Annotated in this window: 17 protein-coding genes; 8 read left to right on the forward strand and 9 right to left on the reverse strand. The window is 64.6% G+C overall.

Annotated features, from left to right (window positions below):
- Positions 1–4: 4 nt before the first annotated feature.
- The 6 genes from ACWW36_RS14140 to ACWW36_RS14165 form a co-directional block, all read right to left on the reverse strand.
- On the reverse strand, positions 5–889 hold the full coding sequence (locus tag ACWW36_RS14140) for a cyclopropane mycolic acid synthase family methyltransferase (RefSeq protein WP_456142132.1): 885 nt from the start codon (positions 887–889) through the stop codon (positions 5–7).
- Between the two features lie 98 nt (positions 890–987).
- Positions 988–1884 carry a cyclopropane mycolic acid synthase family methyltransferase gene (locus ACWW36_RS14145; protein WP_456142133.1) on the reverse strand — a complete coding sequence of 299 codons (897 nt, stop codon included), beginning with the start codon at positions 1882–1884 and terminating at the stop codon, positions 988–990.
- A 124-nt stretch (positions 1885–2008) separates the two neighbouring features.
- Positions 2009–2869: a cyclopropane mycolic acid synthase family methyltransferase gene (locus ACWW36_RS14150; protein WP_456142134.1), complete on the reverse strand. Its 861-nt coding sequence runs from the start codon at positions 2867–2869 to the stop codon at positions 2009–2011.
- 44 nt (positions 2870–2913) lie between these two features.
- Positions 2914–3783 carry a cyclopropane mycolic acid synthase family methyltransferase gene (locus tag ACWW36_RS14155; RefSeq protein WP_456142135.1) on the reverse strand — a complete coding sequence of 290 codons (870 nt, stop codon included), beginning with the start codon at positions 3781–3783 and terminating at the stop codon, positions 2914–2916.
- A 132-nt stretch (positions 3784–3915) separates the two neighbouring features.
- Entirely contained in the window at positions 3916–4818 is a 903-nt protein-coding gene (locus tag ACWW36_RS14160) for an alpha/beta fold hydrolase (RefSeq protein WP_456142136.1), read from the reverse strand.
- Complete coding sequence (locus ACWW36_RS14165) at positions 4819–6165, reverse strand: ABC1 kinase family protein (RefSeq protein WP_456142137.1); 1347 nt, start codon at positions 6163–6165, stop codon at positions 4819–4821. It lies immediately after the preceding gene.
- Between the two features lie 258 nt (positions 6166–6423).
- On the opposite strand from ACWW36_RS14165, the gene ACWW36_RS14170 reads away from it, so the two are divergent.
- The gene (locus ACWW36_RS14170; protein ID WP_456142138.1) at positions 6424–7239 is read left to right on the forward strand and encodes a pentapeptide repeat-containing protein; all 816 of its coding nucleotides are present in this window, start codon (positions 6424–6426) and stop codon (positions 7237–7239) included.
- On the opposite strand, the gene ACWW36_RS14175 is transcribed toward ACWW36_RS14170, so the two are convergent.
- Together ACWW36_RS14175 and ACWW36_RS14180 are read right to left on the reverse strand one after the other, a co-directional pair.
- Entirely contained in the window at positions 7236–7835 is a 600-nt protein-coding gene (locus ACWW36_RS14175; RefSeq protein WP_456142139.1) for a DinB family protein, read from the reverse strand. The genes ACWW36_RS14170 and ACWW36_RS14175 overlap by 4 nt on opposite strands.
- Before the next feature lie 2 nt (positions 7836–7837).
- Positions 7838–8380: a DinB family protein gene (locus ACWW36_RS14180; protein ID WP_456142140.1), complete on the reverse strand. Its 543-nt coding sequence runs from the start codon at positions 8378–8380 to the stop codon at positions 7838–7840.
- Between the two features lie 61 nt (positions 8381–8441).
- On the opposite strand from ACWW36_RS14180, the gene ACWW36_RS14185 reads away from it, so the two are divergent.
- On the forward strand, positions 8442–9395 hold the full coding sequence (locus ACWW36_RS14185) for a helix-turn-helix transcriptional regulator (RefSeq protein ID WP_456142141.1): 954 nt from the start codon (positions 8442–8444) through the stop codon (positions 9393–9395).
- On the opposite strand, the gene ACWW36_RS14190 is transcribed toward ACWW36_RS14185, so the two are convergent.
- Complete coding sequence (locus ACWW36_RS14190) at positions 9392–9946, reverse strand: nucleotidyltransferase (protein ID WP_456142142.1); 555 nt, start codon at positions 9944–9946, stop codon at positions 9392–9394. The two genes, ACWW36_RS14185 and ACWW36_RS14190, sit on opposite strands and share 4 nt — an antisense overlap.
- Before the next feature lie 49 nt (positions 9947–9995).
- Here ACWW36_RS14190 and ACWW36_RS14195 point away from each other — a divergent pair, with 49 nt between their 5' ends.
- From ACWW36_RS14195 to rplL, 6 genes are all read left to right on the forward strand, one after another.
- A complete protein-coding gene (locus tag ACWW36_RS14195) occupies positions 9996–10763 on the forward strand; it encodes an endonuclease/exonuclease/phosphatase family protein (RefSeq protein WP_456142143.1) in 768 nt (255 codons plus the stop codon).
- Positions 10764–10780: 17 nt separating this feature from the next.
- Positions 10781–14959 (forward strand): glycoside hydrolase family 38 N-terminal domain-containing protein, encoded by a 4179-nt coding sequence (locus ACWW36_RS14200; RefSeq protein ID WP_456142144.1) that lies wholly within the window; start codon positions 10781–10783, stop codon positions 14957–14959.
- Positions 14956–15504: a DUF7158 domain-containing protein gene (locus tag ACWW36_RS14205; RefSeq protein WP_456142145.1), complete on the forward strand. Its 549-nt coding sequence runs from the start codon at positions 14956–14958 to the stop codon at positions 15502–15504. The genes ACWW36_RS14200 and ACWW36_RS14205 overlap by 4 nt, the downstream gene beginning before the upstream one ends.
- On the forward strand, positions 15504–16415 hold the full coding sequence (locus ACWW36_RS14210; RefSeq protein ID WP_456142146.1) for an ROK family protein: 912 nt from the start codon (positions 15504–15506) through the stop codon (positions 16413–16415). Before ACWW36_RS14205 ends, ACWW36_RS14210 begins: the two co-directional genes overlap by 1 nt.
- 263 nt (positions 16416–16678) lie before the next feature.
- Complete coding sequence (rplJ, locus tag ACWW36_RS14215; protein WP_456142147.1) at positions 16679–17206, forward strand: 50S ribosomal protein L10; 528 nt, start codon at positions 16679–16681, stop codon at positions 17204–17206.
- Between the two features lie 55 nt (positions 17207–17261).
- Positions 17262–17654 (forward strand): 50S ribosomal protein L7/L12, encoded by a 393-nt coding sequence (rplL, locus tag ACWW36_RS14220; RefSeq protein WP_015304971.1) that lies wholly within the window; start codon positions 17262–17264, stop codon positions 17652–17654.
- Positions 17655–17659: the final 5 nt, after the last annotated feature.

Here is a 17659-nt window from a genome sequence, read left to right on the forward strand (position 1 = left end):
ACAGCTACGTGGCCGCGCCCGGCTTCGAGTACGTGACCAGGTGAACGTCGATGTATTCACCGGCGAACTTCTCCGCGCAGCCGCGTAGGTACTTCATGTAGTTGTTGTAGACCTCTTCGGATTGAATCTGGATTGCCGCCGCCTTGTTGGCTTCGAGCGCGTCTCCCCACAGGTTCAAGGTCTTGACGTAGTGCGAGCGCAACGACATCGGCTCATCGACGGTGAACCCGGCGTTCTCGCCGTGGGTCTTCATCATCTGCGAGGTTGGCAGTCGCGCACCCGGGAAAATGTCCGTGACCATGAATTTGATGAACTTGAGCACCTCGATCGACAGAGGGATCCCACGCGCCCTGAACTCATCCGGGTGGTAGCTGATGTTGCTTTGTATGGTCATCCTGCCGTCGTCGGGCAGGATCGAAAAGCATTTCTGAAAAAAGTCGTCGAAGCGTTCGAAGCCGAAGTGTTCGAACGCCTCGATGGACAGAATGCGGTCGACGGGTTCGTCGAACTCCTCCCAGCCACGCAGCAATATCCTTCGACTCCGATCGGTGTCGACCTGATTGAGCAGATTGACGGAGGCGGCGTGCTGGTTGCTGCTCAACGTCAGGCCCACGACGTTGACGTCGTACCTTTCGACCGCGCGTTTCAGCGCCCCGCCCCAACCGCATCCGATGTCGAGCACCGTCATGCCGGGCTCGAGGTTCAGCCTGTCGAGATGCAGGTCGACCTTCGCGTACTGAGCCTCTTCGAGGCCTAGGTCACTGGGCTCGAAGTAGGCACAGCTGTAGATGCGGCTGGGATCCTGGAACAACCCGAAGAAGTCGTCGGAAAGGTCGTAATGCGCACGGATGTTCTCGAAGTTCTTCCGCATCTTGTGCGAAATGACCATGTCCGACACCGTGAAACCCTCCCTGAGGCGATTGGAAGGTATCCAACCGTAAGTTACCGGGCATGCGCTGGGCGTTTACGCATTTGCCGGTTGGCGTGTCAGGCAGCGGCGCCAGGCTTCAGGTACGTCACCAGGCTGACGTCGATGCTCTCGTCGATGAAGTAGTACTGGCAGCCCTTGAGGTACCGCATGTAGCGGTGGTAGTTCTCCTCGTCGGTGGCTGCGATCGCCGCCTCTTTGTTCGCCTCCAGGCGGTCGGCCCAGATGCCGAGCGTCTTGATGTAGTGGTTGCGCAACGACATGGCCTCGGGCACTACGAAGCCCGCCTTTTCGCCGTGCTCCACCATCATCTGGGTGGTCGGGAGGCGCCCGCCGGGGAAGATCTCGGTGATCATGAACTTGATGAACCGCGCCAGCTCGAAGGTGAGCTTCTTGCCGCGGTCGGCCAGGTCGTACGGGTGGTAGCCGACACTGCTCTGAATCGTCATCCGGCCGTCGTCGGGCAGGATGTCAAAGCAGTTCTTGAAGTAGTCGTCGTAACGCTCGAAGCCGAAGTGCTCGAACGCCTCGATCGACACTATCCGGTCGACCGGACTGTGGAATTGCTCCCAGCCCTCCAGCCGAACGTCGTACGTGCGATCACTCTTGGCGTTCGCGAGCAGCTGGTCGCAGTAGGCCTTCTGGTTCTTCGACAGAGTCAGGCCGATGACATTGACGTCGTACTTCTCCATAGCGCGCTGCAGCGTCAGGCCCCAGCCGCAGCCGATCTCCAGCAGCGTCATGCGCGGCTTGAGGTCGAGCTTGTCGAGGTTCAGATCGACATCGGCGATCTGAGCCTCCGACAGCGTCACGTCGGGTCCGGTGAAGTACGCGCAGCTGTACTTGCGCGTCGGGTCCTGGAACACGCCGAAAAAGTCGTCCGACAGATCGTAGTGGGCCTGGATGTCCTCGAAATGCGGCCGCAGATCCTTGGTGCCGGTGGAGTTGTCAGACATGTTTCCCCTGGTTGGCCTTCGTTGGTCTTCATGACCGTACCCCCGGCACGGTCCATCGACGTGCGAACACGCTTCTCAAGCCGTCACCCTAGCGTTTAGGTGGTCGTCGACTCCAATTCGGCGGCTACTTCACCAGAGTGAACTGGTTGACGTCGATGTAGCCTCGCCGGAACATGTCCGCGCAGCCCGTCAGGTACTTGATGTATCGCTGGTAGACCTCGTCGGATTGCACGGCGATCGCCTCTTCCCGCCGCGCACCTAGGGCCTGGGCCCAGGCGTCCAACGTCCGCGCATAGTGCATTTGCAGCGATTGGATCCGGTCAACTGCGAAGCCGCCGTTGGTTGCCCGCTCCCGTACCGCCTCGATCACCGGTAACTGACCACCGGGGAATATCTCCGTGGCGATGAACCGGGCGAAGCGGGCGGCATCCATCGTCAGCGGTATGCCGCCGTCATTGAGCTCTGCCAGCGTCAACCGGGTGATGGTGTGTAGCAACATGACGCCGTCGTCGGGCAATGCGGTATGCGCCATCTTGAAGAAGTCGTCGTAGCGGTCGAAGCCGAAATGCTCGAAGGCGCCTATCGACACGATGCGGTCGACGGGCTCGTTGAACTGCTCCCAGCCCATGAGCAGCACGCGCGCCGAGCGCGCACTGTTCAGACCGGCGAACGCCTGCTCGACGTGTGCGCATTGGTTTTCGCTCAGCGTCAGCCCGATGACGTTGACGTCGTATTTCTCGACCGCGCGCATCATCGTCGCGCCCCAGCCGCAACCGACGTCGAGCAGCGTCATGCCGGGTTGCAGTCCGAGCTTGCCCAGCGACAGGTCGATCTTGGCGAGCTGAGCCTCTTCCAGCGTCATGTCGTCGCGTTCGAAGTACGCACAGCTGTAGGTCTGTGTGGAGTCGAGGAACAGCCGATAGAAGTCATCAGACAAGTCGTAATGCGACTGCACCTCCTCAAAGCGAGGAGTCAGATCGGCCATGCGCGGGAATGCTACGCCCCGGCACTGAACGCGGGCTGAGCGCGCTACTTCTCCAGCGTGAACTGGTTGACGTCGATGTAGCCGCCGCGAAAGCCCCTGGCGCATCCGGTGAGATAGTGCATGTAGCGGTCGTACACCTCTTGTGACTGCACAGCGATGGCCTCGTCCTTGTGGGCCTCCAACGCCTCGGCCCACATGTCCAGGGTCCGCGCGTAGTGCAGCTGCAACGACTGGCGACGGGTCAGCGTGAAGCCCGCCGGCGCCGCGTGCTCTTCGACCTTCTCGATCGAGGGTAGCCGGCCGCCGGGGAAGATCTCGGTGAGGATGAACTTCACGAACCGCGCGACCTCGAAGGTGAGGGGGATGCCGCGTTCGACCATCTGCGGCAGCGTCAGCGCGGTGATGGTGTGCAGCAGCATGACCCCGTCGTCGGGCAGAACGCCGTGGGCCATCTTGAAGAAGTCGTCGTAGCGGTCGAAGCCGAAATGCTCGAACGCGCCGATCGACACGATCCGGTCAACCGGCGCGTCGAACTGCTCCCAGCCCTGGAGCAGCACGCGCTTGTTGCGAGGACTGTCGGACGCCGCGAAAACCTTCTCCACATGGGCCTTTTGGTTCTCGCTCAGGGTCAGGCCGATGACGTTCACGTCGTATTTCTCGATCGCGCGCATCATCGTCGAACCCCAGCCGCAGCCGACGTCGAGCAGCGTCATGCCTGGCTCGAGCCGCAGCTTGCCCAGCGCGAGGTCGATCTTGGCCAGCTGCGCCTCTTCCAGAGTCATGTCGTCGCGTTCGAAATACGCGCAGCTATAGGTCTGAGTGGGGTCCAGCCACAGCCGGAAAAACTCGTCGGACAGGTCGTAATGGGCCTGGACGTCCGCGAAGTGTGGTTTCAGATTGGCTGTTCGGGCCATGGTATGGGTGCCTTTCTGGCTGTTCAGCAGCTATGCCGGCGTCGCCGGTGACGGCCTGGCAAGCCCTGGTGCACTCGACCGAATGCTACGCGCTCTCTGCCTTAGCTAACGACTCCAAGAACGCGCCGGTCGTCACCCGGCTTCGGCAAAGGTGGTCTTGAGCTCGCCGACGACGTCGTCCCACAACGGTTCGGGAAGTTCGTGTCCCATGCCGTCGAACAGCACCAACCGGGCACTCTTGATGGCCCGGGCGACCGCGCGTCCGCCGAACGGGCGCATCAATTTGTCCGCTTTCCCGTGGATTACGACGGTCGGCACGTCGGTCTGCCGGTTGTAGCGCAGCAAGCTACCGCTGCCCAGAATCGCGGCGAAGTGCCGCGCGATGCCTGCGGGGTAGTAGGCACGGTCGTAGCCCTCGATCGCCTCGGCCCGAATCTGCTCCTCGGGCGCCGGGTAACCGGGACTGCCGATGATCCTGGTCACGCGGATGGCGTTCTCGATGATCGCCTCGCGGGACGAGTCCTTGGGCCGTTGCAGGATGGCCAGCAGATGCTGCGGGCCGGGTGGTGGCAACAACGGTTGGTTGTTGCTGGAGAAGATGACCGCCAACGTCTTGGTCCGATGGCTGTGCCGCGCCGCGAAGACCTGGGAGATCATGCCGCCCATCGACGCGCCGACGATGTGAGCCGTATCGATCCTCAAGTGGTCCAGTAGCGCGGCCGCATCGTCGGCCATGTCCTCCAAGGTGTAGACCGCTGGGCTCTGTAGACCGAGGAACGACCGGGCCATCCGCAACGGCAGCGGGCTGCCGCTGTGCCTGCCGGTGACCTTCGTGGACAGGCCCACATCGCGGTTGTCGAAACGGATGACACGCAGGCCCTGGTTGACGAGCTTCTCGCAGAAACCCTTGCGCCACAACAGGAGTTGCGCACCGAGTCCCATGACGAGCAGGACGGCCGGGTCGTTCGGGTCGCCCATGTCCTCGTAATAAATGTCAATGTCGCCGGATTTCGCGGCGCCGGTACGGACCTGCATCTAGGCTTCGATCTCCTCGGAGTGCTCACGGCTGACCTCGACCATGAAGTTGGCGAAGTATCCGGTCAGCTGCGGGTCGGACATCATCTGCCACTTCGGCGCCAGCAGCTTCATGTAGCGCTCGACGTAGAGGAACTGCTTGCCGATCAGCACCAGCTCGCGCGGCAGCTTGACGTCGTACGCATCGGCCAACGTCGAGAGCTGCCTACCGATCTCGGCGTAGCTCATGTCACCGAGCGACTTCATGGTCAGCGGTGCGGCGAATTTCTCAAGGTCCTTCGCGGCCTGCGCTTCGGGCTTGACGGTGCCGACGGCGCCCATCATCACGACGATCTTGCCCGCCGTGGCGTGGTCCTTCTTTACCAGTAGCGCATATACGAGTTCCCTTAGAAGCCAACGCGTTCGCGGGTCGATGCGGCCCATGATGCCGAAGTCGAAGAAGACGATCTTGCCGTCGGGGTCGACGTAGAGGTTGCCGGCGTGCAGGTCGCCATGGAACAGGCCGTGCCGGAGGCCGCCCTCGAACACGCTGAACAGCAACGCTTTTACGAGTTCGGTGCCATCGAAGCCGGCCTTGCGGATCGCGGCGGCGTCATCGATGCGGATGCCCTGCACCCGCTCCATGGTTAGCACTTTCTCGCTCGTAAGGTCCCAATACACCTGCGGCACCCGGATGTTTTGGCCGAGCGGTGAAGCGTGCATGTGCGAGACCCACGCGTCCATCGACTGGGCCTCGAGACGGAAATCGAGCTCCTCAGCGAGGTTGTCGGCGAAATCTGCCACGACGTCCTGGGCGGACAATCGCCTGCCGAGCTTCGCCAGCTCGACGAGCTGTGCGCCCCGCTTCAGGATCTGCAGATCGGCGGCCACGCGTCGGCGAATGCCCGGCCGCTGGATCTTGACGACGACCTCCTCGCCGGTGTGCAGGGTGGCGAAGTGCACCTGCGCGATCGAGGCCGACGCGAACGGCTCGTCCTCGAAGCTCTTGAACAACTTCGAGGGCTCGTCGCCGAGTTCCTTCTTGAACAGCTTGTGGACTTCGTCGGGGTCGGCGGGCGGAACCGCGTCGAGGAGGCTGCGGAATTCGCGGCTCATCTGTTCGCCGAATGCGCCCGGGCTGGACGCGATGATCTGGCCGAACTTGACGTATGTGGGCCCGAGATCGGAGAAGGCCTTCGGGATCTGCCTCATGATCTTCTGCTGCAACGAACCCTTACCGGCGAGCGTGGAGACGACCCGTGCGCCGGTGCGGGTGACCTGCCAACCCGTCGCGCCTATGCGGGCGGCCTCGACCGGTAACGGCACCCGGTCCAGCTTGGCCACCTCGCGGTGTTTAGTCGTACTCATGGTTGCAGTGTCTCAAATTGCGGGTTGACGAGTAAAAATCATGTGGACGGGGTCACATCTGAGCGACGCCGGACCGGAGGAGCTGAAGGCCTTCGCTGCCAAGAACGGCTGGCCGATCACGCCTATTGGGGGCCAACCACGCACCTGGAATCGGGACTCACAGGAAAGTGACAGGGGCGCCCTGGCATTGAATCGCGGGAACGAGGCGTGCTCTATGTCACAATCCGTGGGGCGCTGCTTCAGTCTGGGGGAGGACACGTGGTTTCTGTGCGGCCAGGATGGCTGGGAGTTCTCGTCGTTGTACTCATAGTGGTGGTCTGCATCGTCGCGGTCACCGCAATCCTGTATCTCGTAGCGCCGCCTATCCGTCGATTCATCCGCAAAGATCAGCCCGTCTGGTGGGTGCGGGACATCTTCATCGCAGTGATGGTTGCCCTCCTCGTGCTATTCGGGCAGATCTCCTTTCTGAATGCACGGCATTCGCGGGATCGGGAAACGCCGCAAAATCCACCTCAAAGTCAACAGGGCCAGGCCGAGCGGATTGAGAACCTGCGATTCGTCCGAGACAAGTCTGCGGCGGCGTACCAGCCTCGCCCCTTCAGGCAGTTCGACCTCAGCGGCATGAATCTCGCGGGTCTCCAGCTCAACGGTGCTAACTTCGCCCAGGCCGACCTCAGCAGGGCGAACCTTACGGGAACTGACCTGTCGTCCAGATTTGCTACTCCCGCTGCGATGTCGTATCTGCAAGGTGTGAATCTTTGCCATGCTGTTCTGGCTGGCACGAACCTGCACTCTGCCTATTTGGTCAATGCGAACCTGACCGGGGTGGACCTCACGTTCACTACGCTTCGAGGCGCGGTTCTCAACGGGAGCGACTTGAGTGGGGCGACGCTGCCGACCGACGTGACCAGTAAAGACAGCCCTCTCGCGGGCATCTTCTACGACAACAACACCGTTTGGCCACAGGGCTTTCAGCCGCCCCCATCGTCCGCCGGTGACCCATTTCGTTTCCTCGGTAATCCGGTACAGAACAAGCTTTTTGGCGACCTGCCACGACCGAAGTGTGATTCCTAGACCCCTGCCGGCTTCCAGCGTTTGATGAAGTCGTTTTCAGGCCATTCCTCGTTGGCCGCCATCAGCTCGTACATCGTTGCGCCGTCGAGGGATTCGCGAATGATGTCGCAATGCCCGGCGTGACGGGTCAGCTCCTCGATGAGATGCAGCGCTACCCAGCGCACCGTCCAATTCTCGACGTCTTGCGGGAACCAGGGCACGTCGTGTGGCACCGGAACCGGAGTGTCCCAATCCGCCTGCTCGAACAGCCGCAGCGCGTCCTCGTTCTGTCTTTTCAGTCCGTCGAGCAGCTGGCCGAGGTTTTCGTCATCACGCATCACGTATTCGTCCTCGTAACTGGCCATCTGCTCTTCGAACGGTCGCTCGTCGCGAGGCGGAAAGTCCGGTGCCGCCTTGACCCGCTCCATCCACGCGCGCTGCACACCGGTCGCGTGCTTGACCAGACCGCCGATCGACAGGGCGCTGACTGACGGCTTGGCGCGAGCCTGTTCGTCCGTCAGGCCGTAGGCCACCGCGAAGAACGCGTTTTGGTTGAACCGCAGGAACTCCAGTAGGGTCTGGCGTTCGCCGTCCGCGGGCGGGGGCAATCCGGGCATCGTCAGTTGCCTTTCTTGTTGGTGGTGTGGGCGTAAAGATCTCTGATACAAGCGATTTCGGCGCCGTGGTGGATGGCCTCCCGATTGATGTGCAGGATCAACTCTGACATCGCATAGTCCGCCCACTGTCCTTCCTTCGGCCCGATTGGTCGCGCCAGCGCCTCGGAGTCAAGACCGCGGACACCCGCGATCCAGGCGGCGTACACCTCGTCGAGCTGCGCTAGCGCAGTTGTCGCGTCGGTAGCGTAATTCCACGACTGGTAATCGGCCGGCGGCCCGCCGAAATGAGAGTGATTGCGCATCGCGAACACGCCGACAATGACATGCGCCAGCCGCCACGCGATCGTCGTGAACGGAGCAGGCTCGGGCGGCGGAAATTCGAAGTCCACCGTTCCGCCGCGATGGACGGTCCAACAGCCCGGCACGGGTTCCCAGAAGTACTCGTCGTCGGTGAGCCCGTCGAGCCGGGGACGCAGCTGCCTCGTCCAGTGGAAATCGAGTTGATCGGCCAATTGTGTCGTGACATCTCTGGTCTCGGTGGTCATGCCACTACCCTGACAGTCCTATAGGACAGTTTCGGTCCTATAACTGCGGCAGGGTGGTGGCATGGCGGAAACGACCAGCCGGGTGCTGCAGCTCCTCGGGTTGCTGCAGTCGCGGCGAGTTTGGACGGGCGAGGAGCTGGCCGACCGGCTCCGGGTGACGACACGCAGCGTGCGGCGCGACGTGGAACGGCTGCGCGACCTCGGTTACCCGGTGCACGCCAGCAAGGGCCACGGCGGCGGCTATCAACTCGGCGCAGGCGCCGCGCTGCCCCCGCTGCTGCTGGACCCCGACGAAGCCGTGGCTATGGCGGTATGCCTTCGACTTGCGGCCGGCGGCAGCGTGGCCGGCGTGGGTGAATCGGCGTTGCGCGCCCTGAGCAAGCTCGACCAGGTGATGCCGGCGCGGCTGCGGTCACAGGTGTCCGCTGTCCACGACGCGACGGTCACTTTGCAGTCCAACCAATCGGATTCACCGGTCGAGCCGGACGTCCTCATGACGCTGGCCCGCGCCTGCCGCGACCACGAACACGTCAGCGCCGGATATGTCGACCGGGCGGGAAGCAGCACGGAACGGCGGCTGGAGCCGTATCAACTGGTCACCACGGGCCGTCGCTGGTACCTGCTCGCGTACGACCGCGACCGTCAGGATTGGCGCAGCCTTCGGCTCGACCGGATGGCCGAAGTGAGGGCGCTGGGGAGTACGTTCACGCCGCGACAGGCGCCAGATGCCGCTGCCTACATCCGCCGGTCGATCAGCGCGTCGCCCTACCGCTACGTCGCCAGGGTGCGATATGCGGCACCTGAACACGTTGTGGCTCAGCATTTTTCACCAGCGTCGGCCAGTATCGAGCCGGACGGCCCCGACGCATGCATCGTCACCGCGGGCGCCGACGATCCCGAGCGGATGGTGTTCTACCTGGCGCTGCCAGACTGCGACTTCGAAGTGCTCGAACCCCCGGAAGTGGTCGCAGCCGTCGCGACCATCGCCGAACGGCTGCGCCGCGCGGTGGGCTAAGCCGTGGTGATGCCGAGGCGGTCGGTGAGGAACAGGAACGCCGCGGCGAAGTCGTTGTCGGCCGTGTCCGTCCGAACCCGATCCCAGTCGACCTGCTCGCGAACCGCACGGACCGCGGGCATCAATGTCGTGAAGTCGCAGTGATGCTCGTTGAACGACGTCAGCTTTTCGGTCACCACATGCGTCGGCGAGAGCACCCGCATCCGGATAGCGAGGACATCGAATTCCTCTGCGGCCGCGATCGTTTCCTCGTCCAATGGTTTTCCGTTGAGTTGATGCAGCACATCGATGACGAAATCCTCGCCCACACACGCTTTGAACAGCCAGTCTTCCGGCGTTCGCTCGATGCGGAACCCCGCCTTTTCCAACGTCAGCGCCGCGGCTTCGGTTTCCGGTTCGGCGACGACGAAATCCACATCGTGCACTGGTTCTGGGCCGCCGTACACCCACAGCGCGTAACTGCCCGCGAGCGCGAAATCAGGCCCGTGTGCCTTGAGTGCGGAGGCCGCGCGCTTGAGCGCGTCACGCAGTTCGTCATTGCGCGGCGGCACGCGTCGTCCGTATGCGTCGGAAAGTGGTCATCGTGGGTATCTAGTACCCATGCGGATGGCCACCTTCAACATCTTGCACGGACGCAGTGTTCACGATGGGGCGGTTCACCTCGACCGGCTCATCCACTCAATCAAGGAGCTGGACGCTGACGTCCTCGCGCTGCAGGAGGTGGACCTCGATCAGGACCGGTCGGGCAAGGCGGACCTGACGGCCGTCGCCGCCGAAGCGATGGGTGCGGTCAGCCATCGGTTCGTTGCGGCCATCTCCGGCACCCCCGGTGCGACGTGGATGGCCGCGACCGGTGACGAGCAACCAGGCACCGCCGCCTACGGCATCGCCCTGTTGTCGAGGTTTCCCGCCAACGCCTGGCAGGTGCTGCGGCTGCCGCGGATTCCGGTGCGCTTTCCGATGTATCTGCCCGGGCCGCGCAAGGTGATGGTCGTGCACGAGGAGCCGCGGGCGGCGATGGCGGCCTGCCTGGAGACCCCGCTCGGGCCGCTCACGGTCGCGAACACCCATCTGTCATTCGTGCCGGGGTGGAACCGCGTGCAGTTGCGACATTTCGTTCGGGATCTTCGCGGGTATCCCGGCCCGCGGGTGCTCATGGGGGACCTGAACATGACGCCGCCGACGCCGAGCCGCTGGACCCGGCTGCGGCCGCTCTGCGAAACGGCGACGTTCCCCGCCGACGAGCCGTGCCACCAGCTCGACCACATTCTGACCGACGACCGCACGCTGCGGGCGCAGACCTGCGCAGCGCCGCGGTTGCCGATCTCGGACCATCGCGCGTTGGTTGTCGACGTTTCCCGGGCCTGACGCCGTAGTGTTTTGGCGTGCACGTCATCTCCGCGGTGTCGACGGAGTTCTTTGTCGGGCCACCGGATGCGCCGCTGCAGCTGGTGCGGGTGAGCTATGCCGGCGCCACGGCGTCGACGGTTATCCGGATCGAAGGCGACGGTCTGGAGGGAGAGGCCGTCGCCGCGCAGGGGGACGGCAGCATCGAGGTTCCGGTGCGCGTGGATCGGCCTACACCGGGACAGCAGCGGACCGCTCGGGCGGACGGCGTGGCTTTCGTGTTCACCGTCGCCGAGCCCGGCTGGACGTTGTACATGATCAGCCACTTCCACTACGACCCTGTCTGGTGGAACACACAGGGCGCCTACACCAGCGTGTGGAGCGAAGACCCGCCGGGCCGCTGTCGGCAGACGCACGGGTTCGACCTGGTGCGGGCACATCTGGAGATGGCGCGGCGTGAGCCCGAGTACAAGTTCGTGCTCGCCGAAGTGGATTACCTCAAGCCGTACTGGGACACGCATCCCGAGGACCGCGACGATCTGCGGCGGTTCATCGCGGGCGGCCGTGTCGAGGTGATGGGCGGGGCGTACAACGAGCCGAACACCAACCTCACCAGTCCCGAAACAACAATACGAAACTTCGTGCACGGCATGGGATTTCAGCGTGGCGTGCTGGGCGCGGACCCGGCCACCGCGTGGCAGCTCGACGTGTTCGGACACGACCCGCAGTTCCCCGGCATGGCGGCCGACGCAGGTCTGACGTCGAGTTCGTGGGCGCGCGGCCCCCATCACCAATGGGGCCCGATGCAGAATCAGGGCGACCCCGAGCGCATGCAGTTCTCGAGCGAGTTCGAGTGGATCGCGCCGTCGGGCCGAGGACTGCTGACCCACTACATGCCCGCCCACTATTCGGCCGGGTGGTGGATGGATTCGTCGGCGACGTTGGCGGAGGCCGAACAGGCCACCTACGAGTTGTTCGCGACGTTGAAGAAGGTCGCGCTGACGCGCAACGTGCTCCTGCCCGTCGGCACCGACTACACGCCGCCGAACAAGTGGGTCACGCAGATTCACCGCGACTGGAACTCGCGATACACGTGGCCGCGGTTCGTATGTGCGCTGCCGCGCGAGTTCTTCGCCGCGGTGCGGGCCGAACTGGACGAGCGTGGCGTCGAGGCCTCGCCGCAGACCCGCGACATGAACCCGATCTACACCGGTAAGGACGTCTCCTACATCGACACCAAGCAGGCCAATCGGGCGGCCGAGGATGCGGTACTCGATGCCGAGCGGTTTGCCGTATTCGCCGGGCTGCTCGCAGGCGCCACCTATCCCCAAGCCGCATTGGTCAAGGCGTGGGTGCAATTGGCGTACGGCGCGCACCACGACGCGATCACCGGGTCGGAATCCGACCAGGTGTACCTCGACCTGTTGACCGGCTGGCGCGACGCGTGGGAACTCGGGCGGACGGCCCGCGACAACGCGCTGGCATTGCTGTCCAGCGCCGTCGACGGTCAGGTCGTGGTGTGGAATACGTTGGCGCACAAACGCAATGATGTCGTCACGTTGCGGCTGGACACACCGATTGGCGCCGGGGTACGGGTATTCGATTGTGATGGCGCCGAGATGCCAACACATGTGGAACACGACGGGCGGTCGATCAGCTGGCTGGCTCATGACGTGCCGTCGCTTGGCTGGCAGTCCTACCGATTCGTTCCCGCAGACTCGGTGTCTGGTTGGGAAGAGTTGGCGGGTAACGAGATCGCCAACGAGCACTACCGTCTGCGCGTCGACCCGCAGCGTGGCGGCGCGGTCAGCTCGCTGATCGAGACCGTCGCGGGTCGCGAGCTGATTGCTGACGGTAGGGTCGGCAACGAGCTGGCGGCCTACGACGAATATCCGGCACATCCGCAGGCCGGAGAGGGGCCCTGGCACCTGCTGCCCAAGGGCCCGGTCGTCTGTTCGTCAACCCAACCCGCGTCGGTGCAGGCATACCGCGGGCCGCTGGGGGAGCGGGTGATCGTCCGCGGCCGCATCGATGATGTGTTGCGCTACAAGCAGATCCTGACGCTATGGCACGGGGTGGCCCGGGTGGACTGCCAGACCACGATCGACGAGTTCACTGGCGAGGACCGGCTGTTGCGGGTGCGCTGGCCGTGCCCGGTGCCGGGCGCGCTTCCTGTCAGTGAGGTCGGCGACGCGGTGATCGGCCGCGGGTTCGGCTTGATGCACGGCGGTGGCGCAGAATCCGCGGTCGACTCCGCAGTCCACCCGTGGACGCTCGACAACCCGGCCTACGGCTGGTTTGGCGCATCCGCGGCCGCGCGGGTACGTGTCGGGGACCAGACCCGAGCCGTATCGGTCGCCGAAGTGGTGTCGCCGGCAGAGTCGCAGTCGGCTGCGCTGGCGCGTGAACTGGTCGTGGCGCTGGTGCGGGCTGGTGTGACGGCGACATGCAGCAGCGCGGACAAGCCGAGGTACGGCGACCTCACTGTCGATTCCAACCTGCCCGATGCGCGGATCACCGTTGGCGGGCCGGACGAAAATTCTTTCACCGCAGCCGTTCTCGCCGAAGCGGACCCGATGTACACCGAAGAGCTCAAGCGCCAGTTGTACACCGCTGGCACTGCTCGCGTGTGGGTGCCGTCCGTCGTGCCGCTGGCCGAGCAATGGGTGCCGGGCGCGGATCTGCGGGGCGTACGCGCATTACCGGTGTTGATCGTCGCGGGCTCCGATCTCCACGCCGCGGTGGCCGCGGTGGTCGAGGATCTCGACGACGCCGAGGTCGTCGTCGAGCAGGAAGCGGCCGCCCCGCTCGGGCCGTTCGAAAACCGCACCGTGGCGGTTCTCAATCGTGGAATGCCCGGCTTCGCAGTCGATTCCGACGGCACACTTCACCTGTCGTTGATGCGGTCGTGCACGGGATGGCCGTCTGGCACCTGGATCGACCCGCCACGCCGCACCGCGCCCGATGGCTCGAACTTCCAGCTGCAACACTGGACGCATACCTTTGACTACGCGCTGGTCTCCGGCGACGGCGACTGGCGCGAGGCCAGTGTGCCGGTGCGCAGCACCGAGTTCTCTCACCCTCTGATGGCGGTCGCTGAGACCACAAGGGCCGCAGGAGGTTTGCCTGCGTGGGGTTCGCTGATTGAAATCGAGCCGGCGGGCAGGGTGCAGCTCGCCACGTTGAAAGCCGCGGGCAATCCGCTGGCCGCAGGTAGTGTGCAGTCCGTCGATCCTAATGACGGCGTCGCTATCCGAATGGTCGAAACATGCGGTACTGCAACAGATGTCGTGGTTCGGTCGGGCCTGCGACGAGTGGCGGAGGCATCGCGTGTCGACCTCCTGGAACAACCGCGGATCCAAGGCTTGGTATCCGACGGGCTGAGCCTGCACGGCTACGAGATCGCCACTGTGCTGACTCGGCTCAACATGCCCAAGGTGCTCGGCGCCGACCACGCTGTGCTGGCGCCAGAAGCAGAGGTGGCGCAACCGTTGTACTCGCGGTACTGGCTGCACAACCGCGGACCAGCACCGCTCGGCGGGCTTCCGGTCGTGGCGCACCTGCACCCGCAGCAGATGGCCGTAGAGCCGAATTCGGAAGTGCCGCTGCGGCTTACCGTTGCCAGCGACTGCAGCGATGCGGTGCTGCACGGCAATGTACGCCTGCTATGTCCGCACGAATGGACCGCCGATCCGACCGACCTCCCGTTCATGCTGCCGCCCGGTGAATACCTGGAAACCGACGTGGCCGTGACAATGCCGCCGGGAACGCAGGCAGGCCTGTATCCCATTCGTGCCGAACTGGCCGTTACGGGCAGCGATGCCGCGTCGATACCGCCCGCATGGCGGCAGACGGTGGAGGACGTCTGCATTGTGTCGGTCGGTTCGCCGTCCGGCAGCGAAATCCTGCGGCTGCTCAGTGGGCCTGAGGACGTCACCGTCGCCGCAGGCGAAACGGCCAGGCTCGCGGTCACCGTCGGCACCGACGCCTGCGCGGACCTTGCCGTCGAGGCGCATCTGATCAGCCCGTGGGGCACTTGGGAATGGTTGGGCCCGGGCGTGCTTGGCCGAGAGCTGCCCGCCCGCGGAACCCTGGAGCTGGGTTTCGACGTCACCCCGCCTGTGTGGGTTGAGCCCGGCGAGTGGTGGGCGTTGATCCGCGTCGGGTGTGCTGGCCGGCTGCTCTATTCACCGGCAGTGAAGGTCGCGGTCCGATGAGCATCGCGGCGATCGTGGACGGCGTGCCGGTGTTGGTCGAAGAAATCGATGCCCGCGAGGAACGGTTGCGCGCAACGAGACTCGCGTCGTCGTTGCCCCGTCACGGTACGAGCGAGGGCCGACAGCTGCGCCGCTGGCTGACTCAGCTGCTGGTGACCGAGCGGGTTGTCGCGGCGGAAGCGACCCGCCTGCCCCTCACCGCCGAGGGTGCACCGACCGAAGTCGAGTTGCTCCCTGACACCGTTGCGCGCCTGGAGATCGGCAGCGTCGCCGCATCGGTATTGGCTATGCCGTTGGCCAGGGCCGTTTATGCGAGTGTGACCGCGTCCGTCGACGTAACCGATGCCGACGTGGACGACTACGTCGCGCGCAATCCGCGGCGCTTCGGTAGCCGTGCGCAGATCGGAGGCCACTTGCGAGGCGCGGCCCAGCGTCGCGCATTTCGCGTGTGGCTCGACGCCCGGTGTGCTGCACTAGTTCAGCTATCCCCGGGATATGAGCATCCTGGAGATCCGCGTCAACCCGACAACACGCACAGGCACTGATGGACGACCTCACGCTGGCGCTCGACATCGGTGGCACCAAGATTGCCGCCGGTCTCGTCGACGCCGAAGGCTCCTTGGCTCATCACGCCAAACTGCCGACCCCCAACGGCGATGCCGAGGCGGTGTGGGCGGTGGTCGACACGCTGATCACCGAAGCATTGGCCGCGGCCGGTGGACATGTCCATGGCGTGGGCATCGCATCCGCCGGCCCGATCGATCTGCACACCGGCACCGTGAGCCCCATCAATATTGTTGAGTGGCAACACTTTCCGATTGTCGATCGAGTATCAACGGCTACCGGTGCGCCTGTGCGGCTGGGCGGTGACGGGTTATGCATGGCGATGGGTGAGCGGTGGCGTGGCGCGGCCCGCGACGCACAGTTCCTGCTCGGCATCGTGGTGTCAACCGGCGTCGGCGGTGGCCTTGTGCTCGACGGCGCACCCTACGACGGGCGCACCGGCAACGCCGGCCATGTCGGCCACGTGATCGTCGACACGGACGGCGGCCTCTGCTCGTGCGGTGGCCGCGGCTGCGTCGAGACGGTCGCCGCTGGGCCCCGAATGGCTCAATGGGCGCGCGACAACGGATGGGATGCCCCGGCCGAGGCGGACGCCAAGGAACTGGCCGACGCTGCCTACTCGGGACACCCGGTGGCGCTGCGGGCGTTCTACCGTGGCGGGACAGCAGTAGCCGCAATGGTCGCGTCCGTGGCCGCGGTGTGCGATCTGGATCTGGTCGTCATCGGCGGCGGGGTAGCCAAAGCCGGCAAGCTGCTGTTCGACCCGCTGAGTCATGGGCTTCAGACCTACGCGCGGCTGGACTTCCTGCGCGACCTGCGCGTGCTGCCGGCCGAACTCGGTAGCGAGGCCGGTCTGATTGGCGCTGCGGCTCTGCTGCGCGACACTCTCTGACGCGCTCGCGGAGGGGTGCGGGAAGCCGCGCGGCTTGCGTTTTGGCTGATCGGCGGGTGGCAAGCTATTCTTGTCCGGTTCCACCGAAGACCGTCGGTCACCGAGAAATCGGTTGAAGGTCCGGGATTACCCGGCGGCCCACGCAGGAGGACGAGGCTAGTAGTTACGCGCCCCGACCTGTCTGCGTCGGGGCGTTCGTCGTTTTCCGCCCCTCTTACCTGGTTGACGGTGGTGCACCCGATACAAACCACGAGGAGGCATGCATGGCCAAGGCTGACAAGGCCACCGCGGTTGCCGACATCGCCGAGCAGTTCACTCAGGCGACGGCGACGCTCGTCACCGAGTACCGCGGACTGACGGTGGCCAACCTCAAGGACTTGCGCCGTTCGCTCGGTGATTCCGCCACCTACACGGTCGCCAAGAACACGCTGGTCAAGCGTGCCGCGGCGGAGGCGGGCATCGAGGGTCTCGACGAGCTGTTCGTCGGCCCCACCGCGATCGCGTTCGTCAAGGGGGAGGCGGTCGACGCCGCCAAGGCGATCAAGACCTTCGCCAAGGACAACAAGGCGTTGGTCATCAAGGGCGGCTACATGGACGGCCGCCCGCTGAGTGTGGCCGAGGTCGAGCAGATCGCCGACCTTGAGTCCCGCGAGGTGCTGCTGGCCAAGCTGGCCGGCGCGATGAAGGCGAACCTGTCCAAGGCCGCCGCCCTGTTCAACGCTCCGGCGTCGCAGGTCGCCCGGCTCGTCGCCGCATTGGAAGAGAAGAAAGCCAACGAAGAGGCAGCGTAGAAGCCTCCGAATAAATCACCACTAGCCCAGAAGAAAGAATCAGGAAGGACCAACCATGGCCAAGCTGTCCACCGACGACCTGCTCGACGCGTTCAAGGAACTGACGCTGCTCGAGCTCTCTGAGTTCGTCAAGAAGTTCGAGGAGACCTTCGAGGTCACCGCCGCCGCTCCGGTCGCCGTCGCGGCCGCTCCCGGTGCCGCCGCGGGCGCGCCCGCCGAGGCCGCCGAGGAGCAGTCGGAGTTCGACGTCATCCTCGAGGGTGCCGGCGACAAGAAGATCGGCGTCATCAAGGTCGTCCGCGAGATCGTCTCCGGCCTGGGCCTCAAGGAGGCCAAGGATCTGGTCGACAGCGCACCCAAGCCGCTGCTCGAGAAGGTCGCCAAGGAGGCTGCCGAGGAGGCCAAGGCGAAGCTCGAGGCCGCAGGCGCGTCGGTCACCGTCAAGTAGGTTCG

This window comes from Mycobacterium sp. MMS18-G62, assembly GCF_053877835.1.

Coding starts and splice junctions, on each gene's coding strand:
- ACWW36_RS14140 (WP_456142132.1), bottom strand. CDS start 889: ATGGTCATTTCGCACAAGATGCGGAAGAACTTCGAGAACATCCGTGCG.
- ACWW36_RS14145 (WP_456142133.1), bottom strand. CDS start 1,884: ATGTCTGACAACTCCACCGGCACCAAGGATCTGCGGCCGCATTTCGAG.
- ACWW36_RS14150 (WP_456142134.1), bottom strand. CDS start 2,869: ATGGCCGATCTGACTCCTCGCTTTGAGGAGGTGCAGTCGCATTACGAC.
- ACWW36_RS14155 (WP_456142135.1), bottom strand. CDS start 3,783: ATGGCCCGAACAGCCAATCTGAAACCACACTTCGCGGACGTCCAGGCC.
- ACWW36_RS14160 (WP_456142136.1), bottom strand. CDS start 4,818: ATGCAGGTCCGTACCGGCGCCGCGAAATCCGGCGACATTGACATTTAT.
- ACWW36_RS14165 (WP_456142137.1), bottom strand. CDS start 6,165: ATGAGTACGACTAAACACCGCGAGGTGGCCAAGCTGGACCGGGTGCCG.
- ACWW36_RS14175 (WP_456142139.1), bottom strand. CDS start 7,835: ATGCCCGGATTGCCCCCGCCCGCGGACGGCGAACGCCAGACCCTACTG.
- ACWW36_RS14180 (WP_456142140.1), bottom strand. CDS start 8,380: ATGACCACCGAGACCAGAGATGTCACGACACAATTGGCCGATCAACTC.
- ACWW36_RS14185 (WP_456142141.1), top strand. CDS start 8,442: ATGGCGGAAACGACCAGCCGGGTGCTGCAGCTCCTCGGGTTGCTGCAG.
- ACWW36_RS14195 (WP_456142143.1), top strand. CDS start 9,996: ATGCGGATGGCCACCTTCAACATCTTGCACGGACGCAGTGTTCACGAT.
- ACWW36_RS14205 (WP_456142145.1), top strand. CDS start 14,956: ATGAGCATCGCGGCGATCGTGGACGGCGTGCCGGTGTTGGTCGAAGAA.
- ACWW36_RS14210 (WP_456142146.1), top strand. CDS start 15,504: ATGGACGACCTCACGCTGGCGCTCGACATCGGTGGCACCAAGATTGCC.
- rplJ (WP_456142147.1), top strand. CDS start 16,679: ATGGCCAAGGCTGACAAGGCCACCGCGGTTGCCGACATCGCCGAGCAG.
- rplL (WP_015304971.1), top strand. CDS start 17,262: ATGGCCAAGCTGTCCACCGACGACCTGCTCGACGCGTTCAAGGAACTG.